This window comes from Lysobacter xanthus (assembly GCF_047159895.1).
Genome location: NZ_BAAGAB020000012.1, coordinates 20834 through 43687 on the forward strand (window position 1 = coordinate 20834; position 22854 = coordinate 43687).

The window sequence follows — 22854 nt, forward strand, 5'->3', positions numbered from 1 at the left end:
CGTCGTTCCAAATGCGAAACCGCATCGAATGCCTCTTGATCGTTCGCAACACACTCCACGCCGCGACGTGCAGAGGGATTCCACCGGATGCCGCGCCATCGAATGCAGCGACGCACTTGTCACGCTTGCACCGCTCGTCGTCGACTCGGGCACGCGCTCACGCTGGCGCTTTCACCCGGTTCCGGTCGGACGATTACGCGAAAGGTGAGCGCCCTGCCCCGCACCGTCACGGACGGTTCTTCGCGCCGCGCGGTACGCACCGCCGCGACGCGCCTGATCCACCCCAAAAAGAAGGGGCCGACACCCTGGGGTGCCGGCCCGTCGCAGTCGAGCGAGGTGCGCCTACGCGTAGGCTGTCAGCGCGCGACGCCGAGGCCCGCGTAGTACTTCTTGAACGATTCGATCCGCATGGCGAACACGCCGCCGGTGCCGAGCGGGGTGTTGCGCACCCAGCTGGTCTCGTGCGACGCGAAGCTTCCGGTGAACGTGTCGACGCGGCCCTCGTGCGTGCCCCACGGGTTGCGCAGCACGATGTAACGCTCGACGGCCGGCGCCTGGCCGACGACCGACAGCCCTGACGAGCGCGTGATCCAGCCGAGTACGGAGTACGCGTGCCAGCCGACGATGCCGGTGTTCGCGTCGTACGCGATGGTGTCGGGCGCGTCCTCCGCCTTGGCGTAGGTCCAGGCCGTCATCGGATTCACCGTGCGACCGCTGCGCACGCGATTGAAGATCGGCACCAGCGGCCCGGAGGCCTGCGGCGTAGCGATGGAGTTGTCGCGCAGCTGCGTCCACAGCGCGTCGGCGGTGGTGCCGTTGGTGGCCGTGTAGTGCGCGGTGGTGCCCGGCACGAGCCGCGCGCTTGCATCGACGCAGTCGCCGCCGTGCAGCACGAGGATGTCCGGCTGGTCGGTGAGGTTGCCCGAGCGCAGCTTGGCGAACGCCTTCTCGTACACGCCCGGCCACACTTCGCCGCCTTCCGCCGAGCGCGCGAAGCGCGGCTGGCCGCTGCCGCTGTTGACGGGCACGCGCTCGGTCACCTCGAAGCGCTTCGGCGTGCCGGCGTCGATGACGTCGATGGCGTTGACGAACGCGTCCTGCGCCGTGCCCGTGGTGCGGTTGCGCTGCACGATCGTGTACGGGCGGCTCATCGCGACCGAGGCCAGCGCCGAGATCAGCCAGCAGTCGCCCACCGCGCCCTGCACGGGGTCCGCGAACTCCGAGCCTTCCTCGAAGAAGTCGCCCGGGTCAGTCCAGGTGGCGCCGTCGTACTGCGTCTCCTGCAGCTCCGGCGCCAGCTTGGGCGTGAGCAGCTCCGACAGGCGCGCGCGCAGCGCCGGCGAGATGTTCTGGTGCAGGTCGGCGTGCATCTCGCGCAGGCGCGGGGCCGCGACGGCGGCGGGCGCGGCGGCCTTCAGCGGCGCCTGGAGTGCGAACGTCGGCGAGCCGCGGCCGCCGTTGAACAGCGCGTCGGCGGGAGTCTCGAGCGTGCGCGAAACGAGCTCGACCGGGCGCTCGACGCGGCTCCAATCGATGCGCTTGTTCAGCACGGCCTCGGTGAGTGCGTAGGGATTGACGGCACCGCTCAGCATCTGGGTGTTCATGGCTTCGATTCCTTCCGTTGCGGGGTCTTGCAGAGTGGGTGCCCCGCCGCAGCCTGCGGACGGAGCGCTTTTACAGCCCCCACAAGATCGCGCTCGCCCGTGCCACGCGTTATCGGGATACCCCACCCCGAGGTGTCGGATTTCTTCCCGCCGACGGTCGGAAGGACTTGGCGGCAGCGCTCGCGGCGCGCAGCACGGAAAAGGCCGCCCGAAGGCGGCCCGTGATGGTCCGGCGAGTTGCCGCAGCGCGTCATAGCGGCCGTCCGTTGCATCGCGCACGCGTAACGCGACAGGCGACGACCCGCGCGGCGGCGGCGCGGTGCCCTTACGCCTTCAATGCCGCGTGCCGTGCATGCGGCCCAGCACCAGCGCCAGCGCCATGCCGCCGAGCGACTTCACCAGCGTCGGATGCTGCGCGTAGAACTCGCTCATCTGGCCGACGATGCCCGGATCGGCCTGCTCAGCCTGCCGCGCGATCTGCTCGACCTGCTGCGGCGTCGCCTGCGCGGGTGCGTTCGGGTCGATGCCCGCCTGCTGCACGACGCGCGGGTTCGCACCGCCGAGCCCGCCGAGCAGCGTGCCAAGGATGCCGCCCTTCTGCCGCTCGTCGGCATGGCCGAACAGCTGGCCAACCATCTGCGCGAACGGCGGCGTCTGGTCGGAATTGAAGGCGTCCTGCAGGCCCGCGCTCAATGCCTGCGGCGGCGCCTGCTGCACGATCTGGTCGACCTGCTCACGCGTCTCCGGCGGCAGGGGCGCATTGCCATGCGTCGAGAGCTGGCGGGTCAGGCTGTCGAGGTTGTTGTTCATCACGTCTCCTCCTCCGCTGGGGGGCGCGGAGTGCGGGCAGGATTTCGGGGCTGGCGTCGACAAGGTGCGAAGCCCGCGCGATGCGCTGCCGGTTCCGTACCCGTGGCACACCGTTCGGCCTCTGCGTGAGAACGCGGACCGATGTCACGCCCGAGCGCCATTCGCGCCGCTATTCAGCTGGGTCCGATCCGTTACGCTGGCTCGTGCGCCGAAGGCGAACGCCTTGCGCGATGTCGAACAGGGGTCGAACCATGCAAACGCAGAATCCGTACGCCGCCGGCGAGGCGATTCCCGCATCGCCGCCGGTGCAGTACGCCGGCGAACTCGCCAGCAAGAAGCGCCGTCTCGGCACCTTCCTGGTGGACTACGCGGTCTATTACCTGCTGTGCGCGGTCGTGGCCATCGTCGTGATCCTCGTGATGGGCGATCACGCGCTCGACGGCAATCGGGGATACCTCATCTCGATTCCCATGTTCCTCGTCTATTACGCCACCTTCGAAGGCGCGATCGGACGCACGCCGGGCAAGCTGGTCTTCGGCACGCGCGTCGTGAACGCGGCGGGCGGCGACGCTTCGTTCAGCCAGGTCGTCGGTCGCACGCTGTCGCGCTTCATCCCGTTCGAGCCGCTCTCGGTGCTGTTCGCGACGGACGGCGAAGCGATGGGCTGGCATGACTCGATTGCCCGCACGAAGGTGATCCGCAGCAAGTGACCTGGTCGGGGGAATGACACGAACCACGCCTGTTCACGCGCGGCAAGCAGCGTCAAAAAGCGGCTCCGACCCGTGTTTCCGGTGGCGCCGGGGCGCTTGGGGATCGTTGACCTACACTCCAGGGATCCGCGGCCGATAATCCGAGCATGGCAATCGAGCCCCCGTCCCCTGCCGACCTGCTCGACCTGATGCCCGATGCGGTGTGCGTGGTGCACCCCGACGGCACGCTGCTGTATGCCAGCGCGGCGTTCGAACGCATGCTCGGTCATCCGCGCGCGGCGCTCGTCGGGCAGCGGATGTTCGAGCTGGTGCACCCGGACGACCGTGAAGCGACGCGCGCGCAGGCGGCCGACCTGATGGACGGCCGCGGCGAGCGCCACTTCCGCAACCGCTACCGCCACCACGACGGGAGCCACGTCGACCTGCTCTGGTCGGCGCAGTGGCTACCGCAATTCGGGGTACGCGTCGGCGTGGCGCGCGATGTCCGCGAGCTGCGGCGGGTGGAGCAGGAACTCGAACACCGGGCCAACCACGACGTGCTCACGGCGCTGCCCAACCGGCGTCGCTTGCACGAGCTCCTCGACGCCGGGCTGGCCGCTGCGGAACGCAGTGGCGCGTCGCTGGCGGTGCTCTACATCGACCTCGACGGCTTCAAGGCGATCAACGACGCGTTCGGGCACAGCGCGGGGGATCGCGTGCTCGCGGAGGCCGCGCGCCGGCTCGGCGCCGGACTGCGCGAGGGCGACACCGTCGCGCGCGTCGGCGGCGATGAATTCGTCGCGCTGCTGCCCGGCTGCGACGCGACGGGCGGGCGGAAGGTTGCAGCGGCCATCTGCACGCAGCTCGCGCGGCCGCTGACGATCGAGGGCACGACCGTGATGCTCCGGGCCAGCATCGGCGCCGCCATCTATCCCGCCGACGCTCGCGATGCGGACACCCTCGTCGCGCACGCCGACGCTGCGATGTTCGCGATGAAGCGGGGTCGCGCAACGCCTGCCTCCATCGGCGCGGCCTGACAGCCGGCTGGCGACACCGTCGCAACCGGCGATCACGGCGTCCACGGCCACCCTCGATGGCGCATCGCGTGGATGTGCCACGCCCCGACACGGCAGCTTCGACGTCGCCGCGCCCTGCCCCGTCGTAACCTTGCGCCACGGCTGCGGACCGGCGGCGGCACGCCCTCGCGATAGCGGCGCCCTGCGCTGCCGTGTCCGAGGAACCGTCGGCGTCTGCGCGCCGCCCCCCCTCGGGGCTCGAAGCGGATAACGCCCGGGCACGCGCCCTGAGCCCCGTTGCGGTCGCCTGCACGAATGCGGACCCGCTTCGCGCCACGCGCAGCCCGGTGCAGGCCCGTCGGGCCGCGGCGTCCCACTCCGCCCCGTCGCAGCGCGCCGTGATCGACGTGACGCGCGTGATGCCATGCCGATGCCCGGCCGATGTCGCTCGCGCGGCCGCGGTCGCCGGGCCGCGCGGTCGTTTTCGACTAGTCTCCGGGAGTCCCACGAGCGAGGCGCACCGATGATCCGGAAAACGTTGCTCTATCCCCTGCTGCTTGCCGGCGGTCTCGCACTGCGGGCCGGTGCAGCGACCCCGCCCGCGGGCGAGTCGACCGCCATCACCGCGGCCCATGCCTGGTGGGATGCGTTCGCGAAGGGCGATGCGCCCACGTTCAGCGCCTTGTCGACGGCGGAGTTGACGCTGACGCTCAGCGTCGGCACTGCCTTCGATCGCGATGGCGCGTTGTCCGCTGCGCGAAGCCACGCTGGCAGCGCCTACGCGGGAACGGCATGGAGCGACGACCGCGTGCGGATCGTCGGCCCCGGCGCCGCGGTCGTCACCAGCACGGCCACCGAAGGGTTCGGCAACATGCGCACCGTGTTCCGCTACCTGACCGTCCTGGAACGGCAGGGCGCCGAGTGGCGGGTGGCCGTCGCCCAGAGCACGCGGGTGCTGTCGCCCACTCCTCGCCTCCCCATCGCGGATGCCGGTCCGCTGCCGTCCTACGCGGGGCGCTTCCGCACGCCCAAGGGGCTGGTGCTGGAGGTGAAGCCCATGGCCGACCACCTGCTGCTCGTCGAGCCGGAAGGGCGCGAACGCAGGCTCGATCCCGTGGCCCCGGACATCTTCGAACTGGAGCTGCCGCAGTCCGCCAGCGGCGTGCTGCGGTTCCTGTTCAACCGCGACGCCGCGGGCCGCGTCAGCGCCGTCACGCGACTGGGCCCGCAGATCGCAACGTTCCCGCGTGTCGAGGACTGAAGCCCGGCGCAGCGCGGGATTTTCCGTGCCGGCCATCGTCGAAGCCAGGACCCAAGCCCTCGCCGGCGGCCGCGCGGCTCGTCGGCCGAAGGGCTCGTCCGTACCGCGCGGTGAGTCAGGCTGACGCGATCAAGCTCCGCCCCTGCACTCGTCTTTCGAGCGCGGCCGCACGCGGTGTCGCGCCGGCGTGCCATCAACAGCGGGTCGCGTCGAGGTGCACGAGGCACGCCTGCGGCGATGTCCGGCGATACCGCGCCACCGTCACCGACGGCTGCGCGTCGTTCCCGCAGTCGCCGGCACCCACGACGAGGTGGCGATCGCAGGCGCTGCACGCGGTGGGCGGTCGCCGGTGAGCCAGCGGTCGCCACCCGGCGACACGCACAGTCGGCCGACGCCGGCAGGACCAGGGCGATGCCCAGAACGGCCGTGGCGACAGGGGTGGAAAACGATGGGACGCGGAGAGACATCGCTTGCGCCACATGCCTTGGGCAACATGTGTGACAGGTGCAGCGGCAGACTCGGCGCCGCGCGCTGACGCGAAGCGATCGATGTGTTGAAGCGACGATCATCATCGCGCCGAACTTCAGTCTGCCCCTGTTTCCGATTTCGGCTTTAAGTGCCGTTGCCGAGGCCATTCGGCACTAACCCGTGTTGCGTATCGCACGTCGCGACCGCGACCGGGCCGCTCGCCCGTCCAAGCGTGCCCTGGGCACGCGGGCAGGATGGTCCACGCGGGACGCCGTCGAGACCACGTCGCCCCGCCCCGCCGCGACGACGACCAGCACCGGAAAAGCAATCGAGCCCGCCGCTTCTTGATCGTCTCCCGCGATGAGCCCGGGCCTTTCCTGCCCGGAACCCGCGCCTGTGTGCCGCGCACCGCGCACCCGTCCACGGCTGTGCGGCGCCGTGGCCGCCGACATGTGGTCGCGGTCTCTCGCCCGGCCGACCGCGCGCCGCGTGGTTCGACACGCGTCGTCGCGGCCATCGCCAGCTGTGCATTCCGGGCAAGCCGCTCCAGTGACGCCGACGCCCGCGTCGCTACGCGCGATGTCGATCCACCCGCAGCGCCCCGCTATGCTCCGCCTGCGCCCGGGGAGGGGCGCGTGACCGGAGACACCCGTGGTTCCGAGGTCCTGTCGCGTCGCGATCGGCGCATCCATCGCCCTGCTGCCCCTGACGTCGTTCGCCGCGCCGTCCACGGGTCGGATCCTCGTGGCGACGGTGTTCCTGCTGTTCGGAGTCGTCCTGCTCATCGCGGTGGCGCGCATCGCGAACGACCACGTGCAGTGGAAACGCACGCGCCGCGTGACGCAGCGCTTCGATCCCGCGCAGTCCGCGCCGAGCCCGCCCGTTCCGCCGCGTCCGCACGGGCGCGGATTTGGCCGGTTACGTGCACTGTGGCGCGTGATGCGGATCGCGCTGCTGGTGGTGCTTGCCTTCGCCGCCCTGCGTTTCGTGGTCCGCCCGGAGGATTACCCGGGCGGATGGCCGTGGCCCCGGCCCGCGTTCGCGCGCTTTCCGAACGGCTGCCCGCATCTGGATGGCGAATATGCCGGCGTCGACGCATGGTCCCTCGAGGGGTTCGTCGACCGCCCGCCGCGTGCGGCGTGGCGCGACCACTACGCGCGAATCGAGCAGGCCGACGACGGCGCCACGCTCCGCGTGAAGTTCGGCCTCGACACCGTCGGCATGCGCGCCCGGCGCGGTGAGATCCCGATGCCACTGGAGCGAGGCGCGCGCTACCGGGGTCGGGCCGCCGATGTCGAGCTGCGCGAAGGCGCGCACTTCGAATGCCGCGGCGGCTGGCTCTACAGCGTCGCCCGGCACGATGCCCGCGTCGATGGCACGCACTACGTCGATGTCCGCATGCGACGCGACCTCGGCGGCGGCCTGGTCATCGGCAGCACGACGGAATCGCGGCGCTCCTTCAGCGTCTGGGCCGAGAGCCCGGGCATCGACCTCGGTTCGACGCAGGAAACAACTTGGCGACGGCTCCCGCCGCGCACGGCGGACGATGCCGCGCAGGTGCGCGCGCTCCAGACCGGAATCGCCATCGACCGCAGGCCATTCTGGAAGGGCCCGACCGAAATCGCGACGGTCCGCAGCTACATCGATGCGCCACTGTGCATGCGCCTGCTCTCCAGCGTGACCACGCCATTCGGAACCCGTCGCGACACGCTGCCGCTCGGCGTCTCCGACGGCGTCAAGGGTCGCAGCGACGCCGGCAACGCGTGCCCGAACGACGCCGGGCGCATCGACCCGGTCGGCGAGCAGACAGTGCCGATGCAGGGGCCGCAGCTCGGCATCAACCATCACTACCTGATCGAATGGGCGCGGCGCGATGCGACCCCGCGCGTCTGGACCTCGATACGCATCGACGACGTCCGCGCCCTGCCGTGGTCAACGCGCTGCGACGACCTCCGCGGCCACGTGCCCAGGACGCATCCCTGCACGTGATGCCCCGACTGCGCGCCGGCGCGAACGTGCACGGCGCGCGCCGACCCGTCTTGGCGCGTCCACTGCGCGCCCCTTCCCCGCGGGGTCGACGCGTCGCCTCGGCCTGCTCACCACCCGCGGCGATGCACTGCACTGCAGCCCGCGCAGGCGGTTCGACGCGTTCGCCACCGAGGCCTGCACGCCTCCCGCACCCGTATCCCGCGCCGTTGCCCTCAGTCGCGCGCTTCGCAGACCAGCGCCACGCCATCCCCATAGTCCTTCGTCACGGGGATCCTCGTGTGGGGACGCACGTCGACGAGCACGCCCTGCCCCGGCGGCCAGCCGACGAAGACGGCGTCGATGTCGCCACGCGCGTCGACGATCAGTCGTTCCTGCAGGGGTCGCGACGCGATGGCGGTGAATTCCGGGGCGAGCTTCACCGCCAGGGCGCCCGGCATGTCGTCGGGCACGCTGAACTTGCCCGCAGGCCCGAACTCGCCCGCATCGAACTGGCGCTCCACCGCCGCCTTGAGCGTGGCGCGGTAGCCGGCGTCGGCGAGCGCGCGCGCCGCCTGCTCGCAGTCCGCGTCGTTGCGGCCGCCGCGGGCGCAGCCTGCCAGCAGCACGACGCCTGCGGTCACGGCAACGAGCGTGGCCGCCGTCGCGCCGACGCGCAGCGGCCGCCCACCGACGCGCGCCCCGACCCGCGTCATGCGTGCGCCCCCGGGCCTTTGATGCCGTCATCCTCAGCGGGAACGGCGCCGGACGCACCGTCGGGTGGCGCGACATAAGGCGCGATGGGCGTCGGGCTCAACTTGCCATCCGTCGTCGCCGACACCTGCGCGGGATTCGTCATCGAGAACGCGGCGGCCCACTGCTGTTCGTAGCCGTCGGGCACCTTGACGAGGATCCAGCCCTCCTTGCTCCGCCCTTCGACGGTGAGGCCGTAGCGCTGCACCCACTCCAGCGCGAGCGCGACGGCCTCCGGGTCATGTTGCGGACGCGGCTGCACGACGATCCGGCCGCGCAGCGTCGGGTAGACCTTCTCGTCGGGATTCGGCTCGGCGCGGAACTCGCGGCCGTCCACGCGCAGCACGCCGCCGTCGTATTCGACCGCGTCGTTGCCGGGCGGATCCGACGCGCCGCAGCCGGCCAGCAGCATGACGCATACCGCGATCGCGGCCAGTCGCCGCGACGTCGTCGACTTGATCATTTCGATGTCCCCGATGCGCTCATGCGCCGGTCGATCGTAGTGCCGCATCCCGCGGACTTCCAGACGGCGCCCGCTCGCCGCGCATGCCACCCGTCGGCTGATGCGCGCTGCAGCATCGCGGCAGCGACGCCGCGGGCGAGGCGCGGCGGGCGCGACCGTTTCCACGCGTCCGCCTCGACTGCGACACTGCGCGGACGCGCGGGGGCGCGGCACGAGAGGATCGACGCATGACCACGTTCCACAGGACGTTGCAGGCCCTGGGCATCGCGGCCGCGCTCGGCGGCGCGCTCACCGGATGCCGTGGCGAAGCGCCTGAGCCGCCGCCGGTGCAGTACCGCGGCACCGTGTTGCAGGTGGACGGCCGGGCCTACGCCCGCAATGCCACGACCGCGGTGCGCGTCCCCGGGCGCCTGCAGGTGCGATTGCTTCCGCACCGGCGCGACGCCGCGCTGGCACGGCTGAAAGCACTGGGTCTCTCGTCGGAAGGCGACCCGGCCGGCGTGCTCCAGGTGGTGGTGCCGGAGGGCTTCGAAGCCCAGTGGCACCAGGCGCTCTCCACCGAACCCGCCTTCGCCAACATCGCGCTGGCCGATCCGGACATCGCCCGCGCGATCGGTCCCGGGGCCCGCCCGGCGCCGCCCGGCCCGCCGCCGGCGTCGGTGGTGGAGCGACTCGAGCGCGAGGAGTTCGAGGCGATCGAAGCCGCCGGCGGCACGCGGCTCACGCTGACCGCGACGGGCGCCAGCGCGATCGTCCACCAGCAGCTCGCCAACGTGCGTTCCGACGGCTGCGAACGCCTGCCCCCGCAGTTTCCCGACCAGTACGAATGCAGCACGACGCTGAAGGTGCGCTCGTGCCTGGGCGACTGCGACCCCTCGCTCGAGGAACCGCTGGACGACGCCAAGCGCATCTTCATCGCCTGGGACAACGTGCGCGGGGAATGGGTGAACCGTTAGGCCGCACCAGGGAGGCGCAGGGGCGGTTCCGCCTGCGCGATCCGACGGCTCGCCGTGCGGTTCGCGCCCCGCCGCCCGACCCGCTCGGGCCCGACGGCCCCGGCGGCCGACCCACCGGACGCAGGCGCGCTCTTGGGCTGCACGTGCTTCCCGCCCTGCCGCGGCCGCCGGGCGTCGCCGGTGTTCCATCCATGACGACAATAACCTCGACGATGCCGTCATCGACCTCACCGAAGGCGTCCGCGACGTCATCGATGACGTCGCCGACCTCATGGCAGGCGTCGGCGACCTCGGACTTGACGTCCCCGATCCCGACGGCGGCGTCGGCGACCTGATCGACGAGGTCGCGGGCGTCACGCAAGGGGTCGGCGATCTCATCGATGGCGCATGCCACGTGGACGATGAGGTCGGCGACGCCACGGGTGAGGCGGCCGACCTCTCGCGGGGCGCCCCGACGCTATTCGAGGCAGCGGGGCCCTAAGAAAACAGGCCGCCCGGAGGCGGCCTGAGGGTATTTCGAAGCTGCGACGATCAGGCCGGTTCGGCCACCGACGCCGCCTTGCGTCGCTGCTTGGCGAACCGCCCGCCCAGCTCGCGGCGCAGGTCGTCCAGGCCCTGCGCGCCGCCGGACAGCTTGATCTGCGCATAGCCCTCCAGCGAGGCGTCCATCACGTCGCTGCCGAGCGCGGCGACGGTGTCGTCCAGGCGGCGCTGCAGGCGCTCCACGCGCTCCAGCAGCGGCTGCAGGCGCTCGAACGCGGCCAGGTCGGCACGGGCCGCGGCCAGGTCGAAGCTGGGCGGCACGATCTTCGGGTTCTGCTCCAGCACGCGCAGCGTCTGCCGCGCGAAGGCCTCGGACTTCGGGCCCATCAGCATCAGCCCGCGGCGATCGCCGGACTCCATCGAGATCAGCCCCGGCAGCGCGGCCTCGATCTGGTCGAGCGCGGTGCGCACCGTCTGCAGCTGCGCGTCGGTGACGTTGAGGGTAATGAGGTTCTGCGACACATCCATCTCCTTATGACTCCGTGTGTGCAAACGCGGACTCATGTCCGCGCGTCCTTGCTCCGCCGGGTCCGTGGCGTGGGTCCGTGCTGGGGCGACGGAGCGGGGTCGAGTTTGGCAGACCGCGTTGCGATTGCGAAAGCCGTCTGCGCGCTCCGCTAAGCCGTTGTCGCTGAAGGGATCTCATCGGTTGCGACGTACGCGCCGAGACTTGTACGGACCCGCGGTAGTTCGTCGGTCCACTTATCGAAATGGCCACTTCACCGCTGGGACGCTTATGGACATAATGTCCCCATTCTTCCCGGAGCCCACATGGACGCGTACGAACTGATCGATCTCGCGCTGAAGCGCTACTCCCCGAAGGAAATCGCGCGGGAGCTGGGGGTGGATCCCAAGACGGTCCGTCGATGGAAGATCCGGGAAACCGAGCCGCCGGCCTACGTGGCGGACGCGATCCGGCAACGTCTGCTCCCGCTTGGTGAAGTACCGACCGATACGGGTGCGTTCCGTTTCATCGACCTGTTCGCCGGCATCGGTGGCCTGCGCATCCCGTTCGAGAAGCTGGGCGGCCGCTGTGTGTTCACCAGCGAATGGGACAGCTACGCGCAGAAGACCTACGCGGCCAACTTCCACGATGGCCCCGGCCACGTTTTCGCTGGCGATATCACCGGTGTCCACGAGAATGACGTGCCCGACCACGACGTCTTGCTGGCGGGCTTCCCCTGTCAGCCATTCTCGATCGCGGGCGTGTCGAAGAAGAATGCTCTAGGCCGCCCGCACGGTTTCGCGGACAAGACCCAGGGGACGCTGTTCTTCGATGTGGCGCGCATCATCGCTGCCAAGCGACCCAAGGCGTTCCTGCTGGAGAACGTCAAGAACCTGGTGAGCCACGACAAGGGCCGCACGTTCTCCACGATCATCGACGTGCTGCAGAACGAACTGGGTTACGCGGTCCACACGAAAGTCATCAACGGCAAGCACTTCGTGCCGCAGCATCGCGAGCGAATCATCATCGTCGGCTTCCGCGAGCCCGTGCCTTTCAGCTGGGACGATCTGCACCTTCCGCCCATCGAGGCCGGCCCGAAGCTCGCGACGATTCTCCACAGGCAGGACGGTAGCGAGTTCGTCGACCCCAACTACCTCGACGGCCCGAAGGGCAAGGTCCGCGACTGCTACACGCTGTCGGACAAGCTCTGGGAATACCTGCAGAACTACGCGACCAAACATCGCGAGAAGGGCAATGGCTTTGGCTTCGGCCTCGTCACGAAGAAGGACACGGCGCGCACGCTGTCGGCCCGGTATTACAAGGATGGCTCGGAAATCCTCGTCGATCAGGGCAAGAAGAAGAACCCGCGGCGTCTGACACCGCGCGAGTGCGCGCGCCTGATGGGCTACCCGGACACCTTCCGGATTCCGGTTTCCGATACGCGCGCCTACAAGCAGTTCGGCAACTCGGTGGTGGTTCCGGTGATTGGTGCCGTGGCCGATCTGATCGTCCCTCTGCTCGACCGCATCGGCGATGCGGAAGCCACTGACCGTAAGGTCGCCTGAAGTCGTGGACATCATCAGTCCGGAGCAGCGCTCCGCGCTGATGTCGCGTGTCAAGGGAAAGGACACGAAGATCGAGCTGGAAGTCCGGCGCGGCCTGCACGCGCTGGGCTTCCGCTTCCGGCTGGGCGACAGCTATCAGGTCGAAGGATCGAAGCTGCCGGGACGACCCGACGTCGTCCTGCCGAGGTACCGGACAGTCGTCTTCGTTCACGGCTGCTTCTGGCACAGGCATCACTGCCATCTGTTCCGCCTGCCGAAGACGCGCATGGAGTTCTGGGAGGCCAAGATCGAGGCCAACCAGGCGCGCGACGCCGGTAAGGAAGCCGAATTGCGCGCCCTCGGCTGGAACGTCGAAACCATCTGGGAGTGCGAGCTCCGCGGCGCATCGGCCGGCGACAGGTTCCGGGCCATCAGTGAACTGGGCGACCGGATCGCGGCCCACGCCTCCACTCGGCAGCACTGATGCGTGGCAACGGCAGGTAATCTCGCCGTATCCGGCCCCGCGAGCACCCTGTGGATTCCTTCGAAGAACTTACGGCCCTTGTCGCCCGCTTCCGCGACGTCGGCGCCACACGCATCTTCTTCAAGCCCCTGAGCGAGAACGACAACAGCAAGCAGCAGGTGTACCTCGGCGGCAGTTTCGAGGTTCTGACCTACTTCCCTTACGGCGAGGTCCACGCCGAGCCGGGACTGAAGGACCCGACCTTCAAGGCGCCCCTCGAGTTCTTCTGGGTCGGCCCGACGGGCCAAGAGAAGGCTCCAAACGCGCAGCTCATCCTCTACTCGCGCTACCCCGAAGTGAGGCTCTCGGGCTTTCTGCGCGGCTGCAGAACCGCGCCCAACGAGTACCTGCGCCCCATTCCGAAAGACCTGCGACGCGGCGTTGACGGGCGGGTGCTTTTCTTCGGGACTACAGCTGATGGCCGCACCCTCGCCCACCTGGCGCCGGCCGGGTCACCGCTGGCGTTCGAAGCAGCGCTGGCGCCCCAGGTCGATGCGGGGCTCTTCAAGGAACTGGCCGTCACGGGTACGCCAGCAGGCGATTCGAGGTCACTGGTGCTTATGCGCCTACGCGAGATCCAGGACCTCGGGCCCGTCCCGTCAATGCGACTCAACAAGAACGGCGAGCGGACTCCTTACAAGGCGCGCAATGGTGGGGGCTACACGCTGGAAGCGCTTCTAGGCGTAAAGCCGAATGGCGATGCCGCCCCTGATTACTTGGGATGGGAGATCAAGGCGTACAGCGGAAGCTACATCACGCTGATGACCCCCGAGCCGAACGGCGGGTTCTACGGCGCCCACGGCGTGGGCGCTTTCGTCCGACGGTATGGTCGGCACGTGTCCGGCAAAGATCAGATGTACTTCACCGGCCGACACCACTACGGCAAACCCGACGCCACAACCGACATGACGCTCGGTCTGACCGGCTTCGACAATACGAAAGGTGTCATCACGGATGCGGGTGGCCGCATCGTGCTGCTGGATCGCGACGGTGACGAAGCCGCGACGTGGACGTACAGCAACCTGCTGACCCACTGGAACCGCAAGCACGCATCGGCCGCGTACGTGCCTTACCAGTCCCAAGGCGGCATCGACCCGTCCTACAGGTACCGGAATCCCGTCCTCCTAGGGGAACGGACAGACTTTGCGAAGTATCTGAGCGCGCTCGTCGCAGGAGATGTGGTGTTCGACCCCGGATCAAAGATCGACGGCGTCGCAACGGCACGCCCGAAAGTTAAAGCGCGCAGCCAGTTTCGGATGCCTCGCAAACGCCTCGCGGCGCTATATGAGCGTTTCGAAGAGGTCGACCTAAGCAGAACCGCTGGGTGAAAACGACTCGAAGGAACGGTCCGTCCAAGTCGCGGGACCTTGGTCCTTGTGCAAATTCGGCGGCGTACCTTGAAGGGCGAGGCACTCACGATCTGTCGGCTACGCGCCCAACCCCTCGCTTGGAGCGGGCACCAAGTCATCTATTAGCGCATCCATCGCCTCAGACATGCCAGCCGCTAGCTTCCCGATCACGGCTGCATGCTCTCGCAGTTCTGAAGGAGTAACAATTTCTCTTCCTTCGCCATGCGCGATGCGATTCCTTCGCTTCAGCAGTTCCTCAATCGCCGAAACATAGCCCACCGAACGCCTACGCTTCTTTGGCAGCCACTTGGCATCCACAATCTCCAAGACTCTACTGACCGAGTCTCTTGCCTCGTCACCAAGCGCGTTTGCGATTGCGGCTTCGATAGCTTTGGACTGCGGCTCAACGGTATAGGTGCTGTCTAGCTCGTAATCCCTTATCGAAAGCGAATCAATAATCGAAGCTATGCCGAAAGTGCCTAAGAGCCCCTCGATGACGTCGACGGTCGGGTTGCCGCCGGTAGTCGATAGCCCCTTGCGATCCAAGGCGCAGGGCTCACCTGACTTGATGCGGTCGCGGAGCACTGAAAGTGCTTCTGTCCGCTTGTCTCCAGTTGATTTGAGAGCCGTTTCCACAAGGCTCACAAGTAAGGTCTTCGGAAGCGAATTCACATCCACTTCCTCATCATTGATTCGGTCCACCGCTTCCTGTGTCAACTCGCGCACGAAGCCTTCAAAGTAGCCGCAAAGCAGCACTAACGCCGACCGCGCGATCTCATTCGCTAATTCTGTTTCGCCCGACGTACGGTCGCCGAGCAACACATCAGCGTGATCAGCGATTTTACGAATCTCGACAAGGCTGGCAGTAAATCCGGTGAGGGCTTCCATCACCGCACTACACCAAGAGAGCGTCTAAGACCCTGGTCCTAGCCAGTACCTTCGACTTCTTTGCCGTCCCGCCCTGCAGGACTGCACCGGTGTAATTCGGATCCGTAAATGCTGACAACAGTCGACCGCGCAGGTCGGCGGGGAGCTGATCGCCCGCCTCGATCAGCTTTGACACGGACACCATCTGAGATTCGTAAATCGAACCGTTGATCAGGTTATTCGCGAACGCCGAACTCTGGGGATTCCCCATATCCAGCGGCTTTCGAAAGGCGACCGATGGCCCTAACGAGGAATGGAGTGCGCCGACGGTTTCTTCGAAAAGCGCTCTCATCTGGGCACGCCGCTTGTCACTTATCTCGCGGTTCTCTTCCATGAAAGTATTCAGATGCTCTGTATAGCTGTCGGAATATTTAGACGATTCGTTAAGCTCGCGGTACGCGAAGAATCGCAGCACGAGCTCAACGTCCTTCATGTTTTTCTGCGCGGCGTCCGGGAGCGAAACAAGCTCCTTGAACTGCGTATTGTCCGCCAGCTCCTTAAGCAGCTCATTCAATGGGCCGCGATACAGACAGTTCCTGACCTCCTGATCGGTTAGGGACGCGCTACCCGAATTGAGTCTCTCAAAGACCTCAAACTTCAATGTCTCATCGGACTCATTCAAAACTACGATGCAACGAAGCGGCCGCTTGGAAAGAAGGGCTCGTTCGGCTCGCTCCAAATCGGCGTACTTTTTGCCATTTAAGTCGGACCTAACCTTCAAATCAGCGAGCGTCAGTTCCGTGATGTCATCCCCAAAGACGGACGAAAGTTCTTGAGGCTTTAGGTAACGGAAAAGCGACGTCAAACGTTGCTGTCCATCGATGACACTGAAGGTGCCATCGGGCTCTTCCGCGAAATAGAAGACCGGAACCGGAATATTGAGGGCGATTGACTCGATGAACCGCGAAGCCTTTTGATCAGACCATCTGTACTTTCGCTGGTAATCCGGGTCCAGAATCAGATCGCCTTCGATCACCATCTCCATCAGCGTTCGGACCGCATAGTCATACGGTTGAATTAGGACCTTCCGCTGATTTGTCGGCTCGTATGGAGCGTCGTCCGAGTCGTCCTCTACCCCAGGTGCGGTTTGCGTGTCATCAGCAATCATTGTTTATCCCTCTGGTTCGAACGCCCAAGAAAAGGAACTGCCGACAATCACATATTCCGCCGATACTCCCCACCCACCTCATACAACGCATGGCTAATCTGCCCGAGGCTGTGCGTCTTCACCGCCTCCATCAGCGCCTCGAACACGTTTCGGCGCTCGCGGGCGGTCTTCTGCAGGAAGCGTAGGCCCTCCCCGGCCCGCGCGTTCCGGTTCTGCTGGTAGCCGGCCACATTGGTGATCTGCTGGCCCTTCTCTTCCTCGGTCGAGCGAATCAATTCGATCTCCGTGGCGACGTCGGAGTGGCCGTCCTTGCCGAGGAAGGTGTTGACGCCGATCAGGGGCAGCGAGCCGTCGTGCTTCTTGTGCTCGTAGTAGAGCGACTCTTCCTGGATCTTGCCGCGCTGGTACATGGTGTCCATGGCGCCCAGCACGCCGCCGCGCTCGCTGATGGCTTCGAACTCCTTGTAGACGGCTTCTTCGACGATGTCGGTGAGCTTGTCGACGATGAAGCTGCCCTGCCAGGGGTTCTCGTTGAAGTTGAGCCCCAGCTCCTTGTTGATGATCATCTGGATCGCCACGGCGCGGCGCACGCTTTCTTCCGTCGGCGTGGTGATGGCTTCGTCGTAGGCGTTGGTGTGCAGGCTGTTGCAGTTGTCGAACAGCGCGTACAGCGCCTGCAGCGTGGTGCGGATGTCGTTGAACTGGATCTCCTGCGCGTGCAGGGACCGGCCGCTGGTCTGGATGTGGTACTTCATCATCTGGCTACGCGCGCTGGCGCCGTAGCGCTCGCGCATGGCGCGGGCCCAGATGCGGCGGGCGACGCGGCCGATGACGGTGTACTCCGGGTCCATGCCGTTCGAGAAGAAGAACGACAGGTTGGGCGCGAAGTCGTCGATGTTCATACCCCGGGCGAGGTAGTACTCGACGATGGTGAAGCCGTTGCTCAGGGTGAAGGCGAGCTGGCTGATCGGGTTCGCGCCGGCTTCGGCGATGTGGTAGCCCGAGATCGACACCGAGTAGAAGTTGCGGACCTTGCGGTCCACGAAGTACTGCTGGATGTCACCCATCATGCGCAGGGCGAACTCGGTGCTGAAGATGCAGGTGTTCTGCGCCTGGTCCTCTTTCAGGATGTCGGCCTGCACGGTGCCGCGCACGGTCTGCAGGGTGTAGGCCTTGATGCGTTCGTACACCTCCGGCTCGACGACCTCGTCGCCGGTGACGCCCAGCAGGCCGAGGCCGAGGCCGTCGTTGCCTTCGGGCAGTGGGCCGGCGTAGGTCGGACGCTCGCGACCTTCGAACATGCCGTCGATCTTGTGGCGCGCAGCGAGCCAGCGCGACTCGTCCTCGCGCAGGTACTTCTCCACCTGCTGGTCGATCGCGGTGTTCATGAACATCGCGAGGATCATCGGCGCGGGGCCGTTGATCGTCATCGACACCGACGTGCTGGGCGCGCACAGGTCGAAGCCGGAGTACAGCTTCTTCATGTCGTCGAGCGTGGGGATGTTGACGCCCGAGTTGCCGATCTTGCCGTAGATGTCCGGGCGCGGCGCCGGGTCTTCGCCGTACAGCGTGACGCTGTCGAAGGCGGTGGACAGGCGCGCCGCCGGCTGGCCGAGGCTGAGGTAGTGGAAACGGCGATTGGTGCGCTCGGGCGTGCCCTCGCCCGCGAACATGCGGATCGGGTCCTCGCCGGTGCGACGGTACGGGTAGACGCCGCCGGTGTACGGGTAGGCACCCGGCAGGTTCTCCTTCTGCAGGAACACCAGCAGCTCGCCCCACCCCTTGTAGGTGGGCGCAGCGATCTTCGGGATCTTCTGGTGGCTCAGCGACTCGCGGTAGTTCTCGACGCGGATCACCTTGTCGCGCACGGTGTACTCGGTCACCTCGTCGGTGATCGACTTCAGGCGCGCGGGCCAGGCGCGCAGCAGCTTGAGCGCTTCGGCGCTGAGCGACTGCACCGCGTCGTTGTAGCGCTGGCGCAGGGTGAGCAGTGTGCGGTCGACCGGGCGCGCGTTCGGCACGGTGACGGCCGGCGACGGGCTGTCGGGCACGTTGGTGGCCGCGGGCTCGATGTCGGCGGTGGCCGTGAGGTCGTTGCTATCGAAGAGATCGAGCGCCTTCGGCAGCTTCTCGTCGCCGAGTTCCTTCAGCGCCTCCCACAGCGACTGCGCGCGGTCGGCGACTTCGGCCTGCGTCTCGATCTGGCGGTTGATGCCGCGGCCCTGTTCGGCGATCTCGGCGAGGTAGCGCACGCGGCTGCCCGGGATCAGCACGGTGGCGCGCGGCTCGCGGAGACCGGTGTCGAGGTCGGGCGTCCACTTCTCCTGCGGCAGCTGCAGCTTGTCGCGCAGCAGCCGGCAGAGGTTGGCGAACATCCAGCTGATGCCGGGGTCGTTGAACTGGCTGGCGATGGTCGGGTAGACCGGCACGTCCTCGTCGGCGGTCTGGAACGCCACGCGGTTGCGCTTCCACTGCTTGCGCACGTCGCGCAAGGCGTCCTCGGCGCCGCGCTTGTCGAACTTGTTGAGCACCACGAGGTCGGCGAAGTCGAGCATGTCGATCTTCTCGAGCTGGCTCGGCGCGCCGAAATCGCTGGTCATCACGTACATCGGGAAGTCGACGAGGTCGACGATCTCCGAGTCGGACTGGCCGATGCCGGCGGTCTCGACGATGACCAGGTCGTAGCCGGTGCCCTTGAGGAAGGCGATGCAGTCGCGCAGCACGGCGTTCGTCGCCGCGTGCTGGCGGCGCGTGGCCATCGAGCGCATGTAGACGCGGCTCGAGCGCAGCGAGTTCATGCGGATGCGGTCGCCCAGCAGCGCGCCACCGGTGCGGCGGCGGGTCGGGTCGACGGAGATGACGGCGATGCGCATCTCCGGGAAATTGGCGAGGAAGCGGTTCAGCAGTTCGTCGGTGACCGACGACTTGCCCGCGCCGCCGGTGCCGGTGATGCCGACCACCGGCGTCTTGCTGCCCGCGAGCTGCCACTGCTTGCGCAGGTGCTGGAGCTGCGCCTCGTCGAGGCTGCCTTCCTCGATCGAAGACAGCATGCGGCCGAGCGCGATCTCGTCGTCGATCGACGGCTGCGTGGAGGCCGGGGCGATGTCGATGCGGGCCTGCGAGGCGCGGCGCACCACGTCCTCGATCATCGCGACGAGGCCCATGTGCATGCCGTCGTTCGGGTGGTAGATGCGCTCGACCCCGTACGCCTGCAGCTCCTTGATCTCCTCGGGCGTGATCGTGCCGCCGCCGCCGCCGAAGACCTTGATGTGGCCGGCGCCGCGCTCCTTGAGCATGTCGACCATGTACTTGAAGTACTCGACGTGGCCGCCCTGGTAGGACGACAGCGCGATGCCGTCGGCGTCCTCCTGAAGCGCGGCGCGGACGACGTCCTCGACCGAGCGGTTGTGGCCGAGGTGCACCACTTCCGCGCCCTGCCCCTGGATCAGGCGGCGCATGATGTTGATGGCCGCGTCGTGGCCGTCGAACAGGCTGGCGGCGGTGACAAACCGCAGCGGCGTGGCGGTCTCGGCGGTGGTCTCGGGCAGGCGGTCGGCAGGCGAGCTCATGGCGGTCGCACATCTATTTCTAAGGATGGCCCGATTGTAACAAGGCGTCCGTACGCGGCCCGGGGTGCGCGTAGGGTCGGGTACCCTGCGCGCCATGAACGATTCGAATGAGCTGAGCGCGCTGCGCACGGCGGCCGCCTCCGGCGCGGCCGAGGACCTCTACCGGCTGGCGACCGCGCTGGTGGCCGACCTGCAGATGGAGGAGGCCTTCGACCTGCATTCGCGGGCCGCGGCCGCCGGCCATGCCGGGGCTCTGATCGAGTCCGGGCGGATGCGGATGTACGGCATCGGCACCGACCTCGACGTCGCCGGCGCGGTGCAGGCCTTCGAGCGCGCCGAGGCCGCGGGCCAGCCGATCGCGGGCTACCTGCTGGCGGTGGTCGCGGTCGGTAACCGCGCCCTGCCCCGCGACGAGAAGATCGGCGCGCGCCTGCTGGCGGCCGTGCAGGCCGGGCATCCGCCGGCGCTGCGCGCGGCGGCGATCCACTTCGGGCGCAAGCCGAACCTGCAGGACCAGGCGCTGGCCGTGCAGCTGCTCGACCACGCGGCCGGCCGCGGCGACCCGATCGCGGCGCACCTGCTGGCCGAGCGCCTGCGCCGGGGCGAAGGCGTCACCGCCAACCCGGACGCTGCCGCGCAGCTGAAGGCGCGCCTGCGCGAGGGCGGCTTCGACGACCTGCCCGAGATCATCGCCGTGCCGGCCGCGCCGAAGCGCCCGAGCCCGCCATCGACGCTGGCGCTGGACGAGGTGCTGGACCCGCCGGACGCGGAGGTGCTCGCCGAGGCGCCGCGGGTCGCGCAGCTCGACGGCCTGCTGTCCGTCGATGAATGCCGCCTGCTGGTGGCGAGCGCGCAGCCGATGCTGCGGCGGTCGGCGGTGCGCGACCCCGCGACCGGTGCCGTGCTGGAGGCCGGCTTGCGCACCAGCAGCGATGCCTCGTTCGACCCGCTGGTCGAGGACCTGGCGCTGCGCCTCGTACAGTTGCGCATGGCGGCCGCCGCCGGCGCCGAGCTGGTCGAGGCCGAACAGCTCATCGTGCTGCGCTACCAGCCGGGCGAGGAATACCGCCCGCATCGCGACTACCTGCCCTCGTCGGCGATCGAGCAGGACGGGCCGCAGGCCGGCAACCGTCGTCGCACGATCTGCGCCTACCTCAACACGCCCCCCGACGGCGGCGCGACCGACTTTCCGGACCTCGACGTGCGCGTCGAGCCCAAGGCGGGTCGCGCGGTGGTGTTCGACAACCTGGACGCCGAAGGCCGGGCGATCCCGGCCTCGCTGCACGCGGGCCTGCCGGTGACGCGCGGCGAGAAGTGGCTGGCCACGCTGTGGCTGCGCGAGCGGCCCTACCGCGCGTACTGACGCCGCGGGCCCCGCTTACTTGGTGATGATCTCGCGGTGCATGGGGGCCAGCACCGCGAGCAGGCGGTTCTGCGAGCGGAACGGGATCTTGCGGCGGTTCATCGCCACCTGCAGGTCCTCCACGAGCGCGTTGAAGTCGGCGCGATCGATGCGCAGGCCCTCGTGCGAGGCGCGCATGTCGCGGCCGCCGTAGGTGCATCCGCCGCCGAGGATCGCGCAGAACTGCTCGACGAGGCCGCGTTTGATGCGCGGCTGGTCGGCGTTCTCGAAGAACGGACGCATGCGCGGATCGTCGAGCATCACGGCCATGAAGTCGTCGACGAGCGCGGTGAGGCCCGCCTGCCCGCCGAAGTCGTCGAATACGCCCTTCAGCTCGGGATGCACCGGCGCGGGGTTCGGCACCGCGGTGGCGGCGTCGGCAGCCCGGGCGGCGGGAGCCAACGCGAGGCCGGCAAGGAGTGCGATGCAGAGAATGCGGTTCATGGACGCTCCGGGGTTCAGAAGCCGACCTGCAGCGAGGCATATGCGCCGCGCTGGTGGTCGGCGATGACGATGTTGCCGAGGTCGACGTAGGCGACAGTCAGCGAGACGTTCTTGGTCGGCGCCCAGGCGACGAAGACGTCGAACGCGTCCTCCTCCTTCGCGATGCCGAGGTTGTCGGGCTTGGTGCGGTATTCGGCGCCGATGGCCACGTTGCGACTCACCAGGTACGCGGCGGACGCCTCGAACTGCGCGCTGTAGCCGGACTTGCGGTCGCCGCCGAAGCCGAGGATGCCGAACTGGTTCGCCTCGGTGAAGCGCACCGTTCCGTTGAGCAGCAGGCTCTTGTCGAGGAACAGCTTGGTCGCGCTGACGTAGACGTCGGTGCCGCTGTCGTCCTTCGCGCCGATCGCGCGCACGAGGTTGCCCCGGTCGTTGCGCTTGTACTGCAGGCCCACCGCGATCTGCGGCATCCACGAATCCTGCTCGAGCACGGCATCACCGGCGACGCGCACTTTGAGCCCGACGATGTCCTGGCGGATGACGTAGCCGCGACCGAGGCCGAGCGCCGCACCGACGTCGCGCGTATCGAACGCATTTCGGGCGATGCTCAGCTCGACACGGTCGCGCAGGCCGACCAGGGCCCCGTAGCTGTCGAGCGCGTAGTCGTCGGTATCGACGCGGGTGTAGAACGCCGACGCACCGATCTGGTCGCGGGTGCCATGCCCGCCGATCACGGCCCACGGCGTGAGCCCGCCGCCCGCCGCTCCTTCGATCTGGCTGACGCCCGCCGTGAGCAGCAGCTTGCCGCTGATGCCGCGTGCGGTGTCCTCGGGTTCGTCGGGCACGCCCAGCGCGGCGAGGTCCTGCGCGTGGACAGCGGGTGCGAGCAGCATCAGGGCCAGCACGAGCGCGCGCGGCGCGCATCGCAAGGTCGAACGGTTGCGCATGGGATGAGTCCGTAGGAGGGAGGATGGAGGAAGTCCGCGGCAGTGCTTACGCAGCGGTGCCGCCATGG

General features: G+C 68.0%; 20 protein-coding genes. 10 read left to right on the forward strand and 10 right to left on the reverse strand.

The features are described from left to right. Positions 1-356: 356 nt before the first annotated feature. Both ACY35P_RS05455 and ACY35P_RS05460 read right to left on the reverse strand, forming a co-directional pair. A complete protein-coding gene (locus ACY35P_RS05455; RefSeq protein WP_462114817.1) occupies positions 357-1604 on the reverse strand; it encodes a C2 family cysteine protease in 1248 nt (415 codons plus the stop codon). A 333-nt stretch (positions 1605-1937) separates the two neighbouring features. After that, entirely contained in the window at positions 1938-2414 is a 477-nt protein-coding gene (locus ACY35P_RS05460; protein WP_462114818.1) for a hypothetical protein, read from the reverse strand. A gap of 251 nt (positions 2415-2665) precedes the next feature. Here ACY35P_RS05460 and ACY35P_RS05465 point away from each other — a divergent pair, with 251 nt between their 5' ends. The 4 genes from ACY35P_RS05465 to ACY35P_RS05480 all read left to right on the forward strand — a co-directional run bounded on the left by ACY35P_RS05465 (position 2666) and on the right by ACY35P_RS05480 (position 7837). Next, positions 2666-3124, forward strand: coding sequence for an RDD family protein (locus tag ACY35P_RS05465; protein WP_462114819.1), 459 nt, complete (start codon positions 2666-2668; stop codon positions 3122-3124). Positions 3125-3270: 146 nt separating this feature from the next. Next, positions 3271-4140, forward strand: coding sequence for a diguanylate cyclase domain-containing protein (locus ACY35P_RS05470; protein WP_462114820.1), 870 nt, complete (start codon positions 3271-3273; stop codon positions 4138-4140). A gap of 502 nt (positions 4141-4642) precedes the next feature. Continuing rightward, the gene (locus ACY35P_RS05475) at positions 4643-5380 is read left to right on the forward strand and encodes a nuclear transport factor 2 family protein (RefSeq protein WP_462114821.1); all 738 of its coding nucleotides are present in this window, start codon (positions 4643-4645) and stop codon (positions 5378-5380) included. Between the two features lie 1119 nt (positions 5381-6499). Then, positions 6500-7837 (forward strand): hypothetical protein, encoded by a 1338-nt coding sequence (locus ACY35P_RS05480; protein WP_462114822.1) that lies wholly within the window; start codon positions 6500-6502, stop codon positions 7835-7837. 212 nt (positions 7838-8049) lie between these two features. Here ACY35P_RS05480 and ACY35P_RS05485 read toward each other — a convergent pair whose 3' ends face one another. Both ACY35P_RS05485 and ACY35P_RS05490 read right to left on the reverse strand, forming a co-directional pair. Next, positions 8050-8529, reverse strand: a complete 480-nt coding sequence (locus tag ACY35P_RS05485) for a hypothetical protein (protein ID WP_462114823.1) — start codon at positions 8527-8529, stop codon at positions 8050-8052. Further along, on the reverse strand, positions 8526-9029 hold the full coding sequence (locus tag ACY35P_RS05490) for a hypothetical protein (protein ID WP_462114824.1): 504 nt from the start codon (positions 9027-9029) through the stop codon (positions 8526-8528). Before ACY35P_RS05490 ends, ACY35P_RS05485 begins: the two co-directional genes overlap by 4 nt. A gap of 227 nt (positions 9030-9256) precedes the next feature. On the opposite strand from ACY35P_RS05490, the gene ACY35P_RS05495 reads away from it, so the two are divergent. Both ACY35P_RS05495 and ACY35P_RS05500 read left to right on the forward strand, forming a co-directional pair. Further along, positions 9257-9985 (forward strand): hypothetical protein, encoded by a 729-nt coding sequence (locus ACY35P_RS05495; RefSeq protein WP_462114825.1) that lies wholly within the window; start codon positions 9257-9259, stop codon positions 9983-9985. 271 nt (positions 9986-10256) lie between these two features. Beyond that, positions 10257-10466 carry a hypothetical protein gene (locus ACY35P_RS05500; RefSeq protein WP_462114826.1) on the forward strand — a complete coding sequence of 70 codons (210 nt, stop codon included), beginning with the start codon at positions 10257-10259 and terminating at the stop codon, positions 10464-10466. A 50-nt stretch (positions 10467-10516) separates the two neighbouring features. Here the strand turns inward: ACY35P_RS05500 and ACY35P_RS05505 are convergent, their stop codons facing one another. Further along, on the reverse strand, positions 10517-10990 hold the full coding sequence (locus ACY35P_RS05505) for a hypothetical protein (protein WP_462114827.1): 474 nt from the start codon (positions 10988-10990) through the stop codon (positions 10517-10519). A 309-nt stretch (positions 10991-11299) separates the two neighbouring features. On the opposite strand from ACY35P_RS05505, the gene dcm reads away from it, so the two are divergent. From dcm to ACY35P_RS05520, 3 genes are read left to right on the forward strand one after another with little or no spacing between them, the layout of a single operon-like run. Beyond that, the gene (gene dcm / locus ACY35P_RS05510) at positions 11300-12538 is read left to right on the forward strand and encodes a DNA (cytosine-5-)-methyltransferase (RefSeq protein ID WP_462114828.1); all 1239 of its coding nucleotides are present in this window, start codon (positions 11300-11302) and stop codon (positions 12536-12538) included. Between the two features lie 4 nt (positions 12539-12542). Beyond that, positions 12543-13001 carry a very short patch repair endonuclease gene (locus ACY35P_RS05515; protein WP_462114829.1) on the forward strand — a complete coding sequence of 153 codons (459 nt, stop codon included), beginning with the start codon at positions 12543-12545 and terminating at the stop codon, positions 12999-13001. A gap of 50 nt (positions 13002-13051) precedes the next feature. Then, the gene (locus ACY35P_RS05520; RefSeq protein ID WP_462114830.1) at positions 13052-14368 is read left to right on the forward strand and encodes an MvaI/BcnI family restriction endonuclease; all 1317 of its coding nucleotides are present in this window, start codon (positions 13052-13054) and stop codon (positions 14366-14368) included. A gap of 99 nt (positions 14369-14467) precedes the next feature. Here ACY35P_RS05520 and ACY35P_RS05525 read toward each other — a convergent pair whose 3' ends face one another. The 3 genes from ACY35P_RS05525 to ACY35P_RS05535 all read right to left on the reverse strand — a co-directional run bounded on the left by ACY35P_RS05525 (position 14468) and on the right by ACY35P_RS05535 (position 19993). Further along, positions 14468-15277 carry an MAE_28990/MAE_18760 family HEPN-like nuclease gene (locus ACY35P_RS05525; RefSeq protein ID WP_462114831.1) on the reverse strand — a complete coding sequence of 270 codons (810 nt, stop codon included), beginning with the start codon at positions 15275-15277 and terminating at the stop codon, positions 14468-14470. Between the two features lie 7 nt (positions 15278-15284). Then, positions 15285-16301 carry a GmrSD restriction endonuclease domain-containing protein gene (locus ACY35P_RS05530; protein ID WP_462114832.1) on the reverse strand — a complete coding sequence of 339 codons (1017 nt, stop codon included), beginning with the start codon at positions 16299-16301 and terminating at the stop codon, positions 15285-15287. A 170-nt stretch (positions 16302-16471) separates the two neighbouring features. Next, positions 16472-19993: a methylmalonyl-CoA mutase family protein gene (locus ACY35P_RS05535; RefSeq protein ID WP_462114833.1), complete on the reverse strand. Its 3522-nt coding sequence runs from the start codon at positions 19991-19993 to the stop codon at positions 16472-16474. Between the two features lie 94 nt (positions 19994-20087). Between ACY35P_RS05535 and ACY35P_RS05540 the strand changes: the two genes are divergently transcribed. After that, a complete protein-coding gene (locus ACY35P_RS05540) occupies positions 20088-21356 on the forward strand; it encodes a 2OG-Fe(II) oxygenase (protein ID WP_462114834.1) in 1269 nt (422 codons plus the stop codon). Between the two features lie 15 nt (positions 21357-21371). Here the strand turns inward: ACY35P_RS05540 and ACY35P_RS05545 are convergent, their stop codons facing one another. Next, positions 21372-21839: a group I truncated hemoglobin gene (locus tag ACY35P_RS05545; RefSeq protein ID WP_462114835.1), complete on the reverse strand. Its 468-nt coding sequence runs from the start codon at positions 21837-21839 to the stop codon at positions 21372-21374. Between the two features lie 14 nt (positions 21840-21853). Beyond that, a complete protein-coding gene (locus ACY35P_RS05550; RefSeq protein WP_462114836.1) occupies positions 21854-22786 on the reverse strand; it encodes a DUF3034 family protein in 933 nt (310 codons plus the stop codon). Between the last annotated feature and the right edge of the window lie 68 nt (positions 22787-22854).

Coding starts and splice junctions, on each gene's coding strand:
- ACY35P_RS05455 (WP_462114817.1), bottom strand. CDS start 1,604: ATGAACACCCAGATGCTGAGCGGTGCCGTCAATCCCTACGCACTCACC.
- ACY35P_RS05460 (WP_462114818.1), bottom strand. CDS start 2,414: ATGAACAACAACCTCGACAGCCTGACCCGCCAGCTCTCGACGCATGGC.
- ACY35P_RS05465 (WP_462114819.1), top strand. CDS start 2,666: ATGCAAACGCAGAATCCGTACGCCGCCGGCGAGGCGATTCCCGCATCG.
- ACY35P_RS05470 (WP_462114820.1), top strand. CDS start 3,271: ATGGCAATCGAGCCCCCGTCCCCTGCCGACCTGCTCGACCTGATGCCC.
- ACY35P_RS05475 (WP_462114821.1), top strand. CDS start 4,643: ATGATCCGGAAAACGTTGCTCTATCCCCTGCTGCTTGCCGGCGGTCTC.
- ACY35P_RS05485 (WP_462114823.1), bottom strand. CDS start 8,529: ATGACGCGGGTCGGGGCGCGCGTCGGTGGGCGGCCGCTGCGCGTCGGC.
- ACY35P_RS05490 (WP_462114824.1), bottom strand. CDS start 9,029: ATGATCAAGTCGACGACGTCGCGGCGACTGGCCGCGATCGCGGTATGC.
- ACY35P_RS05495 (WP_462114825.1), top strand. CDS start 9,257: ATGACCACGTTCCACAGGACGTTGCAGGCCCTGGGCATCGCGGCCGCG.
- ACY35P_RS05500 (WP_462114826.1), top strand. CDS start 10,257: ATGGCAGGCGTCGGCGACCTCGGACTTGACGTCCCCGATCCCGACGGC.
- dcm (WP_462114828.1), top strand. CDS start 11,300: ATGGACGCGTACGAACTGATCGATCTCGCGCTGAAGCGCTACTCCCCG.
- ACY35P_RS05525 (WP_462114831.1), bottom strand. CDS start 15,277: ATGGAAGCCCTCACCGGATTTACTGCCAGCCTTGTCGAGATTCGTAAA.
- ACY35P_RS05530 (WP_462114832.1), bottom strand. CDS start 16,301: ATGGAGATGGTGATCGAAGGCGATCTGATTCTGGACCCGGATTACCAG.
- ACY35P_RS05535 (WP_462114833.1), bottom strand. CDS start 19,993: ATGAGCTCGCCTGCCGACCGCCTGCCCGAGACCACCGCCGAGACCGCC.
- ACY35P_RS05540 (WP_462114834.1), top strand. CDS start 20,088: ATGAACGATTCGAATGAGCTGAGCGCGCTGCGCACGGCGGCCGCCTCC.
- ACY35P_RS05545 (WP_462114835.1), bottom strand. CDS start 21,839: ATGAACCGCATTCTCTGCATCGCACTCCTTGCCGGCCTCGCGTTGGCT.
- ACY35P_RS05550 (WP_462114836.1), bottom strand. CDS start 22,786: ATGCGCAACCGTTCGACCTTGCGATGCGCGCCGCGCGCGCTCGTGCTG.